Consider the following 13,947-nt stretch of genomic DNA (forward strand, 5'->3'; position numbering starts at 1 on the left):
GGGGCCTCCAACCCCGAGGAGACGGGTCATGAAGCACAACCTCGATCGCCGCCATTTCCTGAAGACCGCCGCCACTTCGGCCGCCGCCGTCGCCGCCTGCGGCCTGTTCACGCTGCCGGCCGCCGCGCAGGAAAAGCTGTCGCCGAGCGATCCGACCGCCAAGGCGCTGAACTACACGGAAGACGCCGCCAAGGTCGATCCGGCCAAGGCGCCGACCTTCAAGAAGGGCAGCCACTGCGCGAACTGCGCGCTGTACCAGACCGCCGCCGCCAAGGGCGACTACGCGCCGTGCGGCGCCTTCGGTGGCCGCCTGGTCGCCGGCAAGGGCTGGTGCGCCGCCTGGGCCGCCAAGGCCTGAAGCTGAAAACGGCGCGGCGCGCTGCGCGCCGCGCCATCGCCGGCGGGCCCCGACGGCCCGCCGGTCGTCCGCTCTGCCGCGACCGGCGCCGCGTCGTCCGCCTGGCTCCGCCCATCATGGCTGTCCTGATGCGCGCGCCGACGCCGGCATAATGGCGCCATGAACGCTCCCGTCGCGGCCGCGCACGGCCGCATCATCCGCAGCGAATTCCGCCCTCATCCCTGGCTGCGCGGCCCGCACGCGCAGACCCTGCTGCCGACACTGCTGCGTCCGCCGCCGGCGGTCGATTTCGAGATCGAGACGCTGGAGCTGCCGGACGGCGACTTCGTGCGCGTCGGCTGGAGCGGTGCGGTCCAGGCCGGCGGCCGCATCGCCGTGCTCGTGCACGGTCTGACCGGCGGGTTCGAGTCGAAGTACCTGCGCGGCCTCGCGCGCCTGCTCGGCGACGCGGGCTGGCGCGTCGCCGCGCTCGAACTGCGCGGCGGCGCCGACACCCCGAACCGCGTCGCGCGCAGCTACCACCACGGCGACACCGCCGACCTGCGCCTGTTCTGGCAGCGCCTGCGCGAGCGCGATCCGGCAGCGCGCATCGCCGCGGTCGGCTGGTCGCTCGGCGCCAATGTCGTGCTCAAGGCGATGGGCGAGGCCGGCGCCGACGCGCCGGTCGAGGCCGCGGTCGCGGCCAGCGCGCCGTTCCTGCTCGAACCCTGCGCGCACAAGCTGCGCAGCGGCTTCGCCCGCGTCTATCAGGCGCGCCTGATCCGCGATCTGCGGGCGATGGTCGGGCGCAAGCGCGAGCTGCTCGCCGCGGCCGGTGTCGATGTCGGCGCCGTGCTGCGCGCCCGCGACTTCATCGAGTTCGACGACGCCTACACGGCGCCGCTCAACGGCTTCGCCAACGCGCGCGACTACTACGCGCGCTGTTCCTGCGCACAGTTCCTCGGCGCGATCGCGCGGCCGACGCTGATCGTCAACGCGGTCGACGATCCGTTCATGGTGCGTTCGATCCTGCCGAGCGCCGAGCAACTCGCGCCGCCGGTGACGCTGGAGCTGTCGCGGCGTGGCGGCCATGTCGGCTTCGTCGCCGCCGGCACGGACGGCGGCTTCTCGTACTGGCTCGAACAGCGCATCGCCGCCTGGCTCGAACAGACCGTGCCGGCTCAGGCCAGCAGTGCCAGCGCGCGGTTGACGGCGTAGCCGCCGACGCCGAGCACCGCGAACAGGATCGCGCCGAGCAGCAGCGGCCGCGGGCCGGCGGCGCGCAGCATGCTCAGGCGTGCCGACCAGCCGAGCGCGGCCATCGCCAGCGCCAGCAGCAGCGCGTCGAGCTGCAGCAGCGCCGCTTCGAGTCCGGCCGGCAGCAGGCCCAGCGAGTGCACGACGACCAGCGCGACGAAACCGAGCACGAAGCCCGGCACCGGCGGCGTGCGCCGGCCCTGCGTGGCGGTGCCGTCCGGGCGGTGCCGCGCGAGCAGCACGAGCAGCGGCGCGAGCAGGGCGACGCGCAGCAGCTTGACGATCACCGCCTCGTCGCCGGCGGCGGCGCTGACCGCCTTGCCGGCGGCAACGACCTGCGCGACTTCGTGCACGGTCGAGCCGACGAACATGCCGTACTGCTGCGGGTCGAAGCCGAGCAGCGGATAGAGCGCAGGGTAGAGGAACACCGCGCAGGAGCCGAACACGGTGACGGTGGCGACCGCGATCGCCACCTTGTGCGGCGGCGCGCGCAGCACCGGTTCGGTGGCCATCACCGCGGCGGCGCCGCAGACCGCGCTGCCCATGCCGACCAGCAGCGCGGTGTCGCGATCGAGCTTCAGCCAGCGCGTGCCGACCCACCAGGCCGTCGCCAGCACCAGCGCGATCATCGTCACGTCGGCCGCGAAGCCGCGCACGCCGCAGGCGGCGACGTCGTGCCACGTCAGGCGCAGGCCGTAGAGCGCGACGCCGGCGCGCAGCAGCGTGCGCTGTGCGAACGCGGCGCCGTCGCCGGCGCGTGCGTGCACCGAGGCCGGCACCAGATGCGCGGCGAGCATGCCGAGCGCGATTGCCACCGTCAGTGCGCCGATGCCCGACGAAGCGAGGCCGGGCAGGCGGTCGAGGACGATGGCGGCGGCGGCGATTGCGGCGACGATCAGCAGGCCCGGCAGCGTCGCGCGCAGCGCGGCGGACGGCGAGCGGGGACGTTCGTGATGGATCATGGCGCGGCCTGCGGGCGAGGAGAACGGATGCAGGCTAAGGCGCGGACATCAATCGATCCAACGGATTTATCGTATAAGATGAATCGGTTTTCTGGATAAGAGAGGCGAGCTCGATGCGCATCAGCCTGCGCCAGCTCGAAGTGTTCGACGCGGTCTGCCGGCTCGGCAGCGTCACCGCCGCCGCGCAGGCGGTGAACCTCTCGCAGTCGGCGGCGAGCCAGGCGCTCGCCGAGCTGGAACTGGCACTCGACGGCGCGCTGTTCGCGCGCATCGGCCGTCGCCTGCTGCTCAACGAGCGCGGCGAGCAGCTGCGCGCGCAAGCCGCCGAACTGCTCGAACGCGCCTCGACGATCGAAGCCACGCTGCGCGGCACCACGGTCGTGGCACCGACGCTGCGCATCGCGGCGTCGCGCACGGTCGGCGGCTATCTGCTGCCGGAGCGGCTCGCCGCCTATCTGCAGGCGCAGCCGGACGCGCGCATCGAGCTGGCGGTGATGAACACCGAGGCGGTGGTCGACGAGGTTGCCTCGCTGCGCGCGGTCGCCGGTTTCGTCGAGGGCAGCGTGCATCGCGCCGACGTCGTCGCACACCGCTGGAGTGACGACGCGATGATCGTCGTCGCCGCGCCCTCGCATCCGCTCGTCGCACAGCGCCCGACCGTCAAACGTTTCGCGGCGGCGCGCTGGATCATGCGCGAGCGCGGCTCCGGCACGCGCGAGATGTTCGAGCACGCCGCCCAGCTCGCCGGCTTCGTGCCGGATGTCGCGCTGGAACTCGGCGCGCCGCAGGCCGTGGTGCGCGCGGTGGCGGCCGGCGCCGGGCTCGGCTGCATGTCGCGGCTGGTGGTCGGCGACGCGCTGCGCCGCGGCGATCTCGTCGAATTGCCGGCGCCGTTTCTCGACCTGCGCCGGCCACTGATGGTGGTGCTGCGGCGCGGCGCCTACGTCGGCGCCGGCCTGCGTGCGCTGCTCGACGCGCTGGCGCCCGGCGTGGTGCCGGCGCGCCTCAGGCGCTGAAGCGCTGTGACAGCGCCGCGCTCGCCGGCTCGCGCAGCGTGCGCATGAACAGCGGCGAGGCCTCGGTCGCCTGCGGATTGATCTCGACCATCGTGGCGCCATGGCGCTGCGCGAGCGGAATGAAGCTCGCGGCCGGATAGACGACGGCCGAGGTGCCGACGGCGACGAACAGCTCGCACTGCGCAATCCGCTCGCCGGCGCGCGCGAACACATCCTCGTCGACCGGGTCCTCGAACCAGGTGATGTCCGGTCGCAGTGGCGCGCCGCAGTCCGGGCAGGCGCGCGTCGCGTACGTCGCCGCCGCGAGATCCTCGCGCACGCCGTGCCGCGCGCAGCGCACGCGCCACAGCGAGCCGTGCAGCTCGGCGGCGACCCGCACGCCGGCACGCTGCAGCAGGCCGTCGATGTTCTGCGTGACGACGTGCAGCTGCGGATGCGCGGCCTGCAGCGCCGCGAGCGCGTGGTGGCCGGCGTGCGGCGCGCAGCCGAGCACGGTCTGGCGGCGCAGCTCGTGGAAATCGAGCACCTTCTGCGGATCGCGATCGAAGGCGCGCTGGCAGGCGTACTCGCCGTAGTCGTACTGCGCCCAGATGCCGCCGCGGCCGCGATAGGTCGGCACACCGCTCTCGGCCGACATGCCGGCGCCGATGAAGAACACGGCGGAGCGGAAGTCGGCGAGGCGGATGCGGGTATCTTCCATGGGCGTGAATGCTATTACGGCGCTGCCGAGCGCGTTCTCGGTGCGGTCGACGGTTCAGCGATGTCCATCATTCCGCGGTCGGTATGACGGGCGAGGCGCATGGTGGCGCAGCCGTCCGGCGGCGTGATCGGATCGGGCCGCACACTAGATGGCTGCGCTGCGCTCGCCATGACGATGTGCAGCGGCGCAGATTGTCCTCAACGCTTCAGCAGCGGTTTGAGAAAACGTCCCGTATGCGAGCGCGGATTCTTCGCCACCTCTTCCGGAGTGCCGACGGCGATGATCTCGCCGCCGCCGCTGCCGCCCTCGGGGCCGAGGTCGATCAGCCAGTCGGCGCGTTTGATGACGTCGAGGTTGTGCTCGATGATGACCACGGTGTTGCCGTGGTCGCGCAGGCGTTCGAGCACCTTGAGCAGCTGCGCGACGTCGTGGAAGTGCAGGCCGGTGGTCGGTTCATCGAGGATGTACAGCGTCTGGCCGGTGTCGCGCTTCGACAATTCCTTGGCGAGCTTGACGCGCTGCGCTTCGCCGCCGGACAGCGTCGTCGCGTTCTGGCCGAGCGTGATGTACGAGAGGCCGACGTCCATCAGCGTTTCGAGCTTCTTGCGCAGCGCCGGCACCGGCTTGAAGAACTCGAGCGCCTCCTCGACCGTCATGTTCAGCACTTCGTCGACTGACTTGCCCTTGTACTTGATCTCCAGCGTCTCGCGGTTGTAGCGGCGACCGCGGCAGGTGTCGCAGACCACGTAGACGTCGGGCAGGAAGTGCATCTCGACCTTGATGACGCCGTCACCCTCGCAGGTCTCGCAGCGGCCGCCCTTGACGTTGAAGCTGAACCTTCCCGCTTCGTAGCCGCGCGAACGCGATTCCGGCACGCCGGCGAACAGCTCGCGGATCGGCGTGAACAGCTGCGTGTAGGTCGCCGGATTGCTGCGCGGCGTGCGGCCGATCGGCGACTGGTCGATATCGATGACCTTGTCGAGCTGGTCGAGCCCGTCGATGCCGTCGCAGATCGCGTGCTGGGTCGCCGCGTTGTTGAGCTGGCGCGCCGCGTAGGCGTACAGCGTGTCGTTGATCAGCGTCGATTTGCCGGAGCCGGAGACGCCGGTCACGCAGGTGATCAGGCCGAGCGGAATCTCGGCGCTGACGTTTTTCAGATTGTTGCCGCGCGCCTTGCGGATCGTCAGGTGCTTGTCCGGCTGGCGCGGCGTGCGCAGGTCCGGGACTTCGATGCGCGACGCGCCGGACAGATAGCGGCCGGTGATCGAATCCTTGTTCTTCTCGACCTGTTTGGGCGTGCCTTCGGCGATCACGCGGCCGCCGTGGACGCCGGCGCCGGGGCCGATGTCGACGACGTGATCGGCATGACGGATGGCGTCTTCGTCGTGCTCGACGACGATCACGGTGTTGCCGAGGTCGCGCAGCTTGAACAGCGTCTGCAGCAGGCGCTCGTTGTCGCGCTGGTGCAGGCCGATGCTCGGTTCGTCGAGCACGTACATCACGCCGACCAGGCCGGCGCCGATCTGCGAGGCGAGGCGGATGCGCTGCGCCTCGCCGCCGGACAGCGTCTCGGCGCTGCGCGCCAGCGTCAGGTAATCGAGGCCGACGTTGTTGAGAAAGCCGAGGCGCGCGCCGATTTCCTTGATGATCTTGTCGGCGATGCTCTGCTTGTGGCCGGGCAGCTTCATGGCCTTGAAGAAGGCCTCGGCGTCGCGCACCGACAGCTCGGTGATCGACGGCAGATTGCGGTCGGCGACGAAGACGTTGCGTGCGGCGCGGTTGAGGCGCTGGCCGCTGCATTCGGGGCAGGGCTTGTCGCTGAGGTACTTGGCGAGTTCCTCGCGCACCGCGTCGGATTCGGTTTCGCGGTAGCGGCGTTCGAGGTTCGGGATGATGCCTTCGAAGCGGTGGTTGCGCGTCTGCAGGCGGCCACGCTCGTCCGGGTACTGGAAGTCGATGCGCTCGTCGCCGCTGCCGTGCAGCAGCACGTTGCGGACCTTGGCGGAGAGCTTCTCGAACGGCTTCTCCGGATCGAACTTGTAATGCTTGGCGAGCGAGCTGACGAAGTGCCAGTAGTACGGGTTGCGCTTGTCCCAGGAGCGGATCGCGCCGGCGGCCAGCGACAGCTCCGGATGGGCGACGACGCGCTCCTCGTCGAAGATCTGCAGCGTGCCGAGGCCGTCGCACTTCGGGCAGGCGCCGTGCGGCGCGTTGAACGAGAACAGGCGCGGTTCGAGTTCTTCGAGCGAATAGCCGCAGTGCGGGCACGACATCTTCGACGAGAAGGTCATTTCGGCAGGCGGGTTGCCGCCCGCGGCGGCGCCGTGCGGCGCCACGTAGACGATGCCTTCCGACAGGCGCAGTGCGGTCTCGAACGACTCGGCGAGGCGCTGCTTCAGATCGGGCCGCACCTTGAAGCGGTCGACGACGATCTCGATGTCGTGCTTGAGCTTGCGGTTGAGTTTGGGCAGTTCTTCCAGTTCGTAGACGCGACCGTCGACGCGCAGGCGCACGAAGCCCTGCGCGCGCGCCTGCTCGAACCATTCCAGGTGCTCGCCCTTGCGGCCGCGCACGACCGGGGCGAGCAGCATCCACGCCGATTCCGGCGGCAGCGCGAGCACCTGATCGACCATCTGCGAGACCGACTGCGCTTCGAGCGCGACGCCGTGATCCGGGCAGCGCGCGGTGCCGACGCGCGCATAGAGCAGGCGCAGGTAGTCGTAGATTTCGGTGACGGTGCCGACCGTCGAGCGCGGGTTGTGCGAGGTCGATTTCTGCTCGATCGAGATCGCCGGCGACAGGCCCTCGATCGAATCGACGTCCGGCTTGTCCATCTGGCCGAGGAACTGGCGCGCATACGCCGACAGCGATTCGACGTAGCGGCGCTGGCCTTCGGCGTACAGCGTATCGAACGCCAGCGAGGACTTGCCGGAGCCCGACAGCCCGGTGATGACCGTGAGCTTGTCGCGCGGCAGGTCGAGCGAGACGTTCTTGAGATTGTGCGTGCGGGCGCCGCGGATACGGATGGAGTCCATCGGGGGGAGAAGCGGGGAGTCGGAACGCTCCACTATAGGGGCGGCAGTCGGCGTATTAAAGAGCGCCGTTCGTCGAAAAGCGCGGCAGAATCGCAGCGCCGCGCCATCGCCAGCCGCTAAGCTGCCGCCATCGTCCTGACACGATTCGTCATGCGCTACGCCCTGCTCGCTCTCGCCTTTCTCAGCCTCTCGCTCGGCATCGTCGGCATCTTCGTGCCGGGCCTGCCGACGACGGTGTTCGTGCTGATCGCCGGCTGGGCGGCGGCGCGCAGTTCGCCGCGCTTCCACGACTGGCTGGAGAACCATCCGCGCTTCGGGCCGATGCTGCGCAACTGGCGGCAGACCGGCGCCGTCAGCCGCCGCGCCAAGTGGAGCGCGACGGCGATGATGTCGCTGAGTGCGGTAATCCTGTTCGCTACCGCGCCGCAGCTGTGGATCGCCGAACTGGCGACGGCGATCATGGCGACGGTCGCGGTGTGGCTGTGGCTGCGTCCGGAACCGCAGGCGATGATCGCGGTCTGTCGTTCCGGCTGAGCCTGCGCCGGTTCGTGGCGTGACGCGGTAACATGCGGACTCGCCGGGCGGGGCCCGGCGGGTCTCACGACGTGGTGAGGCCAGGGCAACGCCGCCACCGGCCGTGAGCCCGCGCAGTGCCGGATCGCCGGCGCCGGCGCGGTTCATGCCCTCCGTCGTCTTTCTCGTTACCGCAGCGAAAGTTCATGAATCGTTTCGAATGGCGCGCCACCGCCGCGCTGTCCCTGCTGCAGGCTCTGCGCATGTTCGGCATGTTCATGATCCTGCCGGTATTCGCGCTCTACGCCCGCGACCTGCCCGGCGGCGCGACGCCCGCGCAGGTCGGCCTGGCGATCGGCCTGTACGGTCTCGTGCAGGCCGTCCTGCAGATTCCGTTCGGCATGCTGTCCGACCGCGTCGGCCGCAAGCCGGTGATCGTGCTCGGCCTGCTGCTGTTCGCGTTCGGCAGCTTCGTCGCCGGCCACGCCCAGGAGATCCACTGGATCCTCGTCGGCCGCGCGCTGCAGGGCGCGGGCGCGATCTCCGGGGCGCTGTCGGCGCTGCTCGCCGACAGCACGCGGCCGCAGGTGCGCACGCAGGCGATGGCGATCATGGGCGCCGGCATGGGCCTGTCGTTCATCGTCGCGCTGGTGCTCGGGCCGGTGCTCAGCGGCTGGATCGGGGTCGACGGCATCTTCACGCTGACCGGCGCGCTGGCGCTGCTGGCGGTGCCCGGCATCCTGCTCGCGGTGCCGACCGTGCCGCGTGTGCCGAGCCAGCCGGGCAGCCTGCGTCGCGCGCTGGCCGACACGCAGCTGCTGCGTCTCGACGGCGGCATCTTCCTGCTGCACGCGATGATGACGACGCTGTTCATCGCCGCGCCGCACGCGATCGAGGAAACCCTGCACCTGCCGGCCGCGCGCCACTGGGAGCTGTACCTGCCGGTGCTGCTGCTGTCGGTGCTGCCGGTGTTCGCGCTGATCCGCCGCGTCGAAGGCGCCGGCCTGCTCAAGCCGACGCTGCTCGGCGCGATCGTACTGCTGTCGGTCGCGCTGCTGGGCGCCGCGGAGCTGCACACGGTCGCGGTCGGCCTGTGCCTGACGCTGCTGGCGTTCTTCGTCGCCTTCAACTATCTCGAAGGCACGCTGCCGTCGATGATCTCGCGTCGCGCGCCGCCCGAGCACAAGGGCGCGGCGCTCGGCATCTACGCGAGCAGCCAGTTCCTCGGCGGTTTCGCGGGCAGCTCGATCGGCGGCTTCGCGCTCGGCCACTGGGGCATCGACGGTGCGTTCGCGGTGGCCGGCCTGCTGCCGCTGCTGTGGCTCAGCTTCGCCGTCAGCCTGACGCCGCCGCCGGTGCCGCGGCTGGAGTCGAGCTCGTCGTAGCGCCGCGCGCGGACCGGGGTCCGGCATGCAGAAAAGGCGGCCCGCGGGCCGCCTTTCTCGTTGCCGCGACGGTGTGTCCTACGTGGCGGTGCCGAACGACTGGCGCGCGAACGGCAGGCTGCGCACGCGTTGCCCGGTGAGCCGGTAGAGCGCGTTGGCGACGGCCGGCGCGAGTGGCGGCACGCCCGGCTCGCCGACGCCGGTCGGCGCCGCCGCGCTCGGCACGATATGGACCTCGACTGCCGGCATCGCCGGCAGGCGCAGGACCGGGTAGTCGTGGAAATTGCTCTGCCGGGCGGCGCCCTGGTCGAGGTCGATCGCGCCGTACAGCGCGGCCGCCAGCGCGAAGCCGACGCCGCCCTCCATCTGCGCGCGGATCACGTCCGGGTTGATCGCCGTGCCGCAGTCGACGCCGACCACCACGCGCTCGACCTTCGGCTGGCCGTCGACGAGGCGCACGTCGACGATCTGTGCGACCACCGTGTTGAACGACTCGTGCAGGGCCACGCCGCGGGCGATGCCGGCGGCCGGCTTGCGCTGGCCCCAGCCGGCCTTGTCGGCGGCGAGCTTGAGCGCGGCGACGTGACGCGGTCGGTCCTTGAGCAGCGCCAGGCGCAGCTCGACCGGATCGCGCCCGGCGGCTTCGGCGATCTCGTCGATCAGCGTCTCGACCACGTAGGCGGTGTGGGTGCTGCCGACCGATCGCCACCACAGCACCGGCAGGCCGACCTTGGTCGAATGCAGTGTCAGCGCGTGGTTCGGGATCGCGTACGGCAGCTCGGCGGCGCCCTCGACCGAGGTCGGATCGACGCCGTCCTTGATCATCATCGCGAACGGCGTGCCGGCAACGATCGACTGGCCGACGATCGTGTGCTGCCAGGCCGCCGGCAGGCCCTGCGCGTCGAGGTCGAGCCTGACGCCGTGCACGTACAGCGGGCGGTAGTAGCCGGCCTGCATGTCGTCCTCGCGCGTGCGCTGCACGCGCACCGGCGCGCGGCCGCCGATCGCCTTGGCGACGTGCACCGCTTCGACGACGAAGTCGGCCTCGGCGTTGGCGCGGCGGCCGAAGCTGCCGCCGGACACCAGGGTGTGCAGCGTGACTTTCTCCGGCGGCAGGCCGGCGGCCTTGGCGGCGTTCATCTGGTCAGTGGTCTGCAGCTGGTGGCCGCTGTAGGTTTCCAGCTGGCCGTCGTGCAGCCAGGCCACGCAGTTCATCGGCTCCATCGCCGCATGCGCGAGGAACGGGAATTCGTAGACCGCCTCGATGCTGCGCGCCGCCGGCGCGGCGGCAGTCGCCGTGGCCTGCGGCTTGCTCGCCGGCACGCCCGGCCGCTTGGCCAGCTCGCGGTACTCGGCGAACAGCTGCGCCGACGAACGCGCGTCGACGCCGGCGAGATCCCAGTCCAGCTTCAGCGCCTTGCGGCCCTGCAGCGCCGGCCACATGCCGGTGGCGACCACGGCGACGCCTTCCGGCACCTGCACGACGTCGGTGACGCCCTTCACCTGCCGGGCGGCGCTCGCGTCGAAGCTTTTGAGTCTGGCGCCGAACGCCGGCGGCCGCGCGATGACGGCGGTCAGCAGGCCCGGCAGCTTGACGTCGATGGTGTAGGTCGCGGTGCCGGTCGACTTGGCGAGCGAATCGAGGCGGCCCTTGCGATCCTTGCCGATCAGCGTGAACTGCGCGGGGTCCTTGAGCGGCACGTTCGCCGGCGGCGTCAGCTGCGCCGCCGCGCCGGCCATCTCGCCGTAGCGCGCGCGCTTGCCGGACGGGTGCGTGAGCACGCCGTTGGCGGTCCTGATCTCGGCGGCCGGCACCTTCCAGCTGTCGGCGGCGGCCTGCACCAGCATCGCCCGCGCGGTCGCGCCGGCCTTGCGCATCTGCTCCCAGGAATTGGCCATCGCCGTCGAGCCGCCGGTGCCCTGGATGCCCATCGCCAGATTCGCGTAGCGCTTCGGATCGGACGGCGCGTACTCGGCGACGACCCGGCTCCAGTCGGCGTCCAGCTCGTCGGCGGCGATGGTCGCCAGGCCGGTGGTCGCGCCCTGGCCCATCTCGTGATGCTTGATCATGATCGTGACGGTGTCGTCCGGCGCGACGCGGATGAACGCGTCGGCGGCGAGCACGCCGGGCTGGCCGGCCGGATCGGCGAGCGCCGCACCCGACCAGCCGAGCGGCACGGCGACGACCAGACCGGCGGCGGCGCCGGACTTCAGGAAATCGCGACGCGACAGCGCCGGGGCGGGCGTCGTCTCGGCGAGCGTCTGGCGCAGCTGCGCCTGCTGCAGCGTATCGAACATGCGCATGGCTTCAGGCCTCCCGGGCGGCAGCGTGGATCGCGGCGCGGATGCGCTGATAGGTCGCGCAGCGGCAGATGTTGCCGGCCATCGCACCGTCGATGTCGGCGTCGCTCGGTTTCGGCTTCTGCTCGAGCAGGGCCACCGCCGACATGATCTGTCCCGACTGGCAGTAGCCGCACTGCACGACGTCGAGCGCGACCCAGGCCTTCTGCACCGCCTTGGCCGCCTTGGACTGCAGGCCCTCGATCGTCGTCACCGACTTGCCGGCGGCGGCGGCGACGGGAAACGAGCAGGAGCGGATCGGCGCGCCGTCCAGATGCACGGTGCAGGCGCCGCACTGGGCGATGCCGCAGCCGTACTTGGTGCCGGTGAGACCGAGATCGTCGCGCAGCACCCACAGCAGCGGCGTTTGCGGATCGGCGTCGACCGTGCGGGTCTGGCCGTTAACCTTGAGTGTGATCATTTTCTCCCCCTTGGGTTCTGGCGGGCGCGGCGCCGGGTGCGGCGGGCGGCCGGCGGCGGGCTGGGCTGGAGCGGCCGAGCTTACCCAAATCGCCGCGCGCGCGGACGACGCTCCGGCAGACGTGGACTTTTAGGCAAGCCTGCGCCACGTTTCGCCGCTGCCTTTGACGCCTGCCTGCTGCCGCAACGGGTTTGTGGTCTAATTCCGCCGGTCATTTTTGTCGTCGCCCGCGGCGCGGTCCGCACCGGGGAAACAATAGGCGGCGATCGTTCTCGTAGCTCTCGTACGGATTCTCGGAGGCAGCATGGCCCGTGGCGTCAACAAGGTGATTCTGATCGGCAATCTCGGCAAGGACCCCGAGGTGCGCTACTTCCCGAGCGGCGACGCCGTGGCCAATGCGACCATCGCCACCACCGAGAGCTGGAAGGACAAGCAGAGCGGCGAGCAGAAGGAAGCGACCGAGTGGCACAACGTCGTGTTCCCGGGCAAGCTCGGCGAGATCGCCGGCAAGTACCTGAAGAAGGGCTCGAAGGTCTACGTCGAAGGCTCGCTGCGCACGCGCAAGTGGACCGACAAGGAAGGCAAAGACCGCTACACCACCGAGATCCGCGTGCAGGACATGCAGATGCTCGACGGCCGTCCGGGCGGCTCGGCGCCGATGGGCGATGACGCCCGCGGCGGCTACGGCGGCGGCGCTCCCGCGCGCGCGCCGGCGCGCAGCGCCCCGGCCGCCGCGCCGGCGGCCGACATGGATGCGCCGTTCGAGGACGACGACATTCCGTTCTGAGTGCCGCGCCGCATCGGCGCGTGACCCGCAGGCCCGCCTTCGTGCGGGCCTGTTCGTTTTTGCGGGCCGGCGTGCCGCGCGGCGCCGTACACTGCGCGCTCGAAAATGATCCGGAGGAGCGTCATGCGAGCCGTCGTCTGCAAGGAGCTGGGCCTGCCCGAGCAACTGGTCGTCGAGGCGCTGCCGTCACCGCCCTGCGGGCCGTCCGGCGTGCGCATCAAGGTTGCCGGCGCCGACGTGAACTTTCCGGACGTGCTGATCATCCAGGGCAAGTACCAGATGAAGGCGACGCCGCCGTTCGTGCCGGGCGCCGGCGTCGCCGGCACGGTGCTCGAGGTCGGCGAGAAGGTGAAACACGTGAAGCCGGGCGATACGGTGGTCGCGTTCACCAATGTCGGCGGCTTCGCCGAAGAGGTGGTCGCCGACGCGGCACTGTGCCTGCCGCTGCCGCCGGGGCTCGATCTCGCCGAAGCGGCGGCCTTTCCGCTGGTCTACGGCACCTCGTATCACGCGCTCAAGCAGCGTGGGCAGCTGAAGGCCGGCGAGACCCTGCTGGTGCTCGGCGCGTCCGGCGGCGTGGGGCTTTCCGCCGTGCAGCTCGGCAAGAAGATGGGCGCGCGCGTGATCGCCGCGGCTTCGAGCGTCGACAAGCTGGCGCTGGCCAAGGCCAGTGGCGCCGACGCGCTGATCGATTACTCGAAACAGAGCCTCAAGGATGCGGTCAAGGAGCTGACCGGCGGGCAGGGCGCCGACGTGATCTACGATCCGGTCGGCGGCGCGCTCGGCGAGGAATGCCTGTCGTGCATCGCCTGGAACGGCCGCTACCTCATCATCGGTTTCGCGTCGGGGCCGATTCCGAATCTCGCCGCCAACCGCCTGCTGCTCAAGGGCGCGTCGGCGGTCGGCGTGTTCTGGGGCGCGTTCGCGCAGCGCGAGCCGCAGCTCAACGCCGCCAACTTCCGCGAGCTGTTCGCGTGGTACGCCGCCGGCGAGATCCGGCCGCACGTGTCGAAGCGCTATCCGCTCGCACAGGCGCCGCAGGCGCTGCGCGACATGATGGACCGCAAGGTCACCGGCAAGATCGTCGTCGTGCCCTGAGCGCGGCCTGCGCGGCGCGGCGCAGCACGCGGCCGTGCATCGCCGCGCATTGCGGCGCGGGCGTTGCGGGTAGAATCCGGACTCCGCACCGCCATT

The 13,947-nt window shown here is 70.8% G+C and carries 12 protein-coding genes; 7 read left to right on the top strand and 5 right to left on the bottom strand.

Features of this window, described 5'->3' with window-relative positions; genetic code table 11:
• Positions 1-28: 28 nt before the first annotated feature.
• The gene (locus H149_RS0107875; protein ID WP_020649202.1) at positions 29-358 is read left to right on the top strand and encodes a high-potential iron-sulfur protein; all 330 of its coding nucleotides are present in this window, start codon (positions 29-31) and stop codon (positions 356-358) included.
• A 159-nt stretch (positions 359-517) separates the two neighbouring features.
• Complete coding sequence (locus tag H149_RS0107880) at positions 518-1,555, top strand: hydrolase (protein WP_020649203.1); 1,038 nt, start codon at positions 518-520, stop codon at positions 1,553-1,555.
• On the opposite strand, the gene H149_RS0107885 is transcribed toward H149_RS0107880, so the two are convergent.
• Positions 1,519-2,556, bottom strand: a complete 1,038-nt coding sequence (locus tag H149_RS0107885; RefSeq protein WP_020649204.1) for a YeiH family protein — start codon at positions 2,554-2,556, stop codon at positions 1,519-1,521. The genes H149_RS0107880 and H149_RS0107885 overlap by 37 nt on opposite strands.
• A 113-nt stretch (positions 2,557-2,669) precedes the next feature.
• On the opposite strand from H149_RS0107885, the gene H149_RS20175 reads away from it, so the two are divergent.
• Positions 2,670-3,572 (top strand): LysR substrate-binding domain-containing protein, encoded by a 903-nt coding sequence (locus H149_RS20175; RefSeq protein ID WP_020649205.1) that lies wholly within the window; start codon positions 2,670-2,672, stop codon positions 3,570-3,572.
• On the opposite strand, the gene H149_RS20180 is transcribed toward H149_RS20175, so the two are convergent.
• Entirely contained in the window at positions 3,562-4,272 is a 711-nt protein-coding gene (locus H149_RS20180; protein WP_020649206.1) for an SIR2 family NAD-dependent protein deacylase, read from the bottom strand. The genes H149_RS20175 and H149_RS20180 overlap by 11 nt on opposite strands.
• A gap of 197 nt (positions 4,273-4,469) precedes the next feature.
• Positions 4,470-7,307: an excinuclease ABC subunit UvrA gene (gene uvrA, locus H149_RS0107905; RefSeq protein WP_020649207.1), complete on the bottom strand. Its 2,838-nt coding sequence runs from the start codon at positions 7,305-7,307 to the stop codon at positions 4,470-4,472.
• Positions 7,308-7,457: 150 nt separating this feature from the next.
• On the opposite strand from uvrA, the gene H149_RS20185 reads away from it, so the two are divergent.
• Positions 7,458-7,841, top strand: coding sequence for a YbaN family protein (locus H149_RS20185; protein ID WP_020649208.1), 384 nt, complete (start codon positions 7,458-7,460; stop codon positions 7,839-7,841).
• 185 nt (positions 7,842-8,026) lie between these two features.
• Positions 8,027-9,205, top strand: coding sequence for an MFS transporter (locus tag H149_RS20190; protein ID WP_020649209.1), 1,179 nt, complete (start codon positions 8,027-8,029; stop codon positions 9,203-9,205).
• 78 nt (positions 9,206-9,283) lie between these two features.
• Here H149_RS20190 and H149_RS0107920 read toward each other — a convergent pair whose 3' ends face one another.
• Entirely contained in the window at positions 9,284-11,509 is a 2,226-nt protein-coding gene (locus tag H149_RS0107920) for a xanthine dehydrogenase family protein molybdopterin-binding subunit (RefSeq protein ID WP_020649210.1), read from the bottom strand.
• Positions 11,510-11,513: 4 nt separating this feature from the next.
• Entirely contained in the window at positions 11,514-11,966 is a 453-nt protein-coding gene (locus H149_RS0107925) for a (2Fe-2S)-binding protein (RefSeq protein ID WP_020649211.1), read from the bottom strand.
• A 304-nt stretch (positions 11,967-12,270) separates the two neighbouring features.
• Here H149_RS0107925 and ssb point away from each other — a divergent pair, with 304 nt between their 5' ends.
• Both ssb and H149_RS0107935 read left to right on the top strand, forming a co-directional pair.
• A complete protein-coding gene (ssb, locus tag H149_RS0107930; RefSeq protein WP_020649212.1) occupies positions 12,271-12,753 on the top strand; it encodes a single-stranded DNA-binding protein in 483 nt (160 codons plus the stop codon).
• A gap of 123 nt (positions 12,754-12,876) precedes the next feature.
• The gene (locus tag H149_RS0107935) at positions 12,877-13,851 is read left to right on the top strand and encodes an NADPH:quinone oxidoreductase family protein (protein WP_020649213.1); all 975 of its coding nucleotides are present in this window, start codon (positions 12,877-12,879) and stop codon (positions 13,849-13,851) included.
• Positions 13,852-13,947: the final 96 nt, after the last annotated feature.

It is taken from the genome of Solimonas variicoloris DSM 15731, assembly GCF_000382285.1.
GTDB classification, from domain to species: domain Bacteria; phylum Pseudomonadota; class Gammaproteobacteria; order Nevskiales; family Nevskiaceae; genus Solimonas; species Solimonas variicoloris.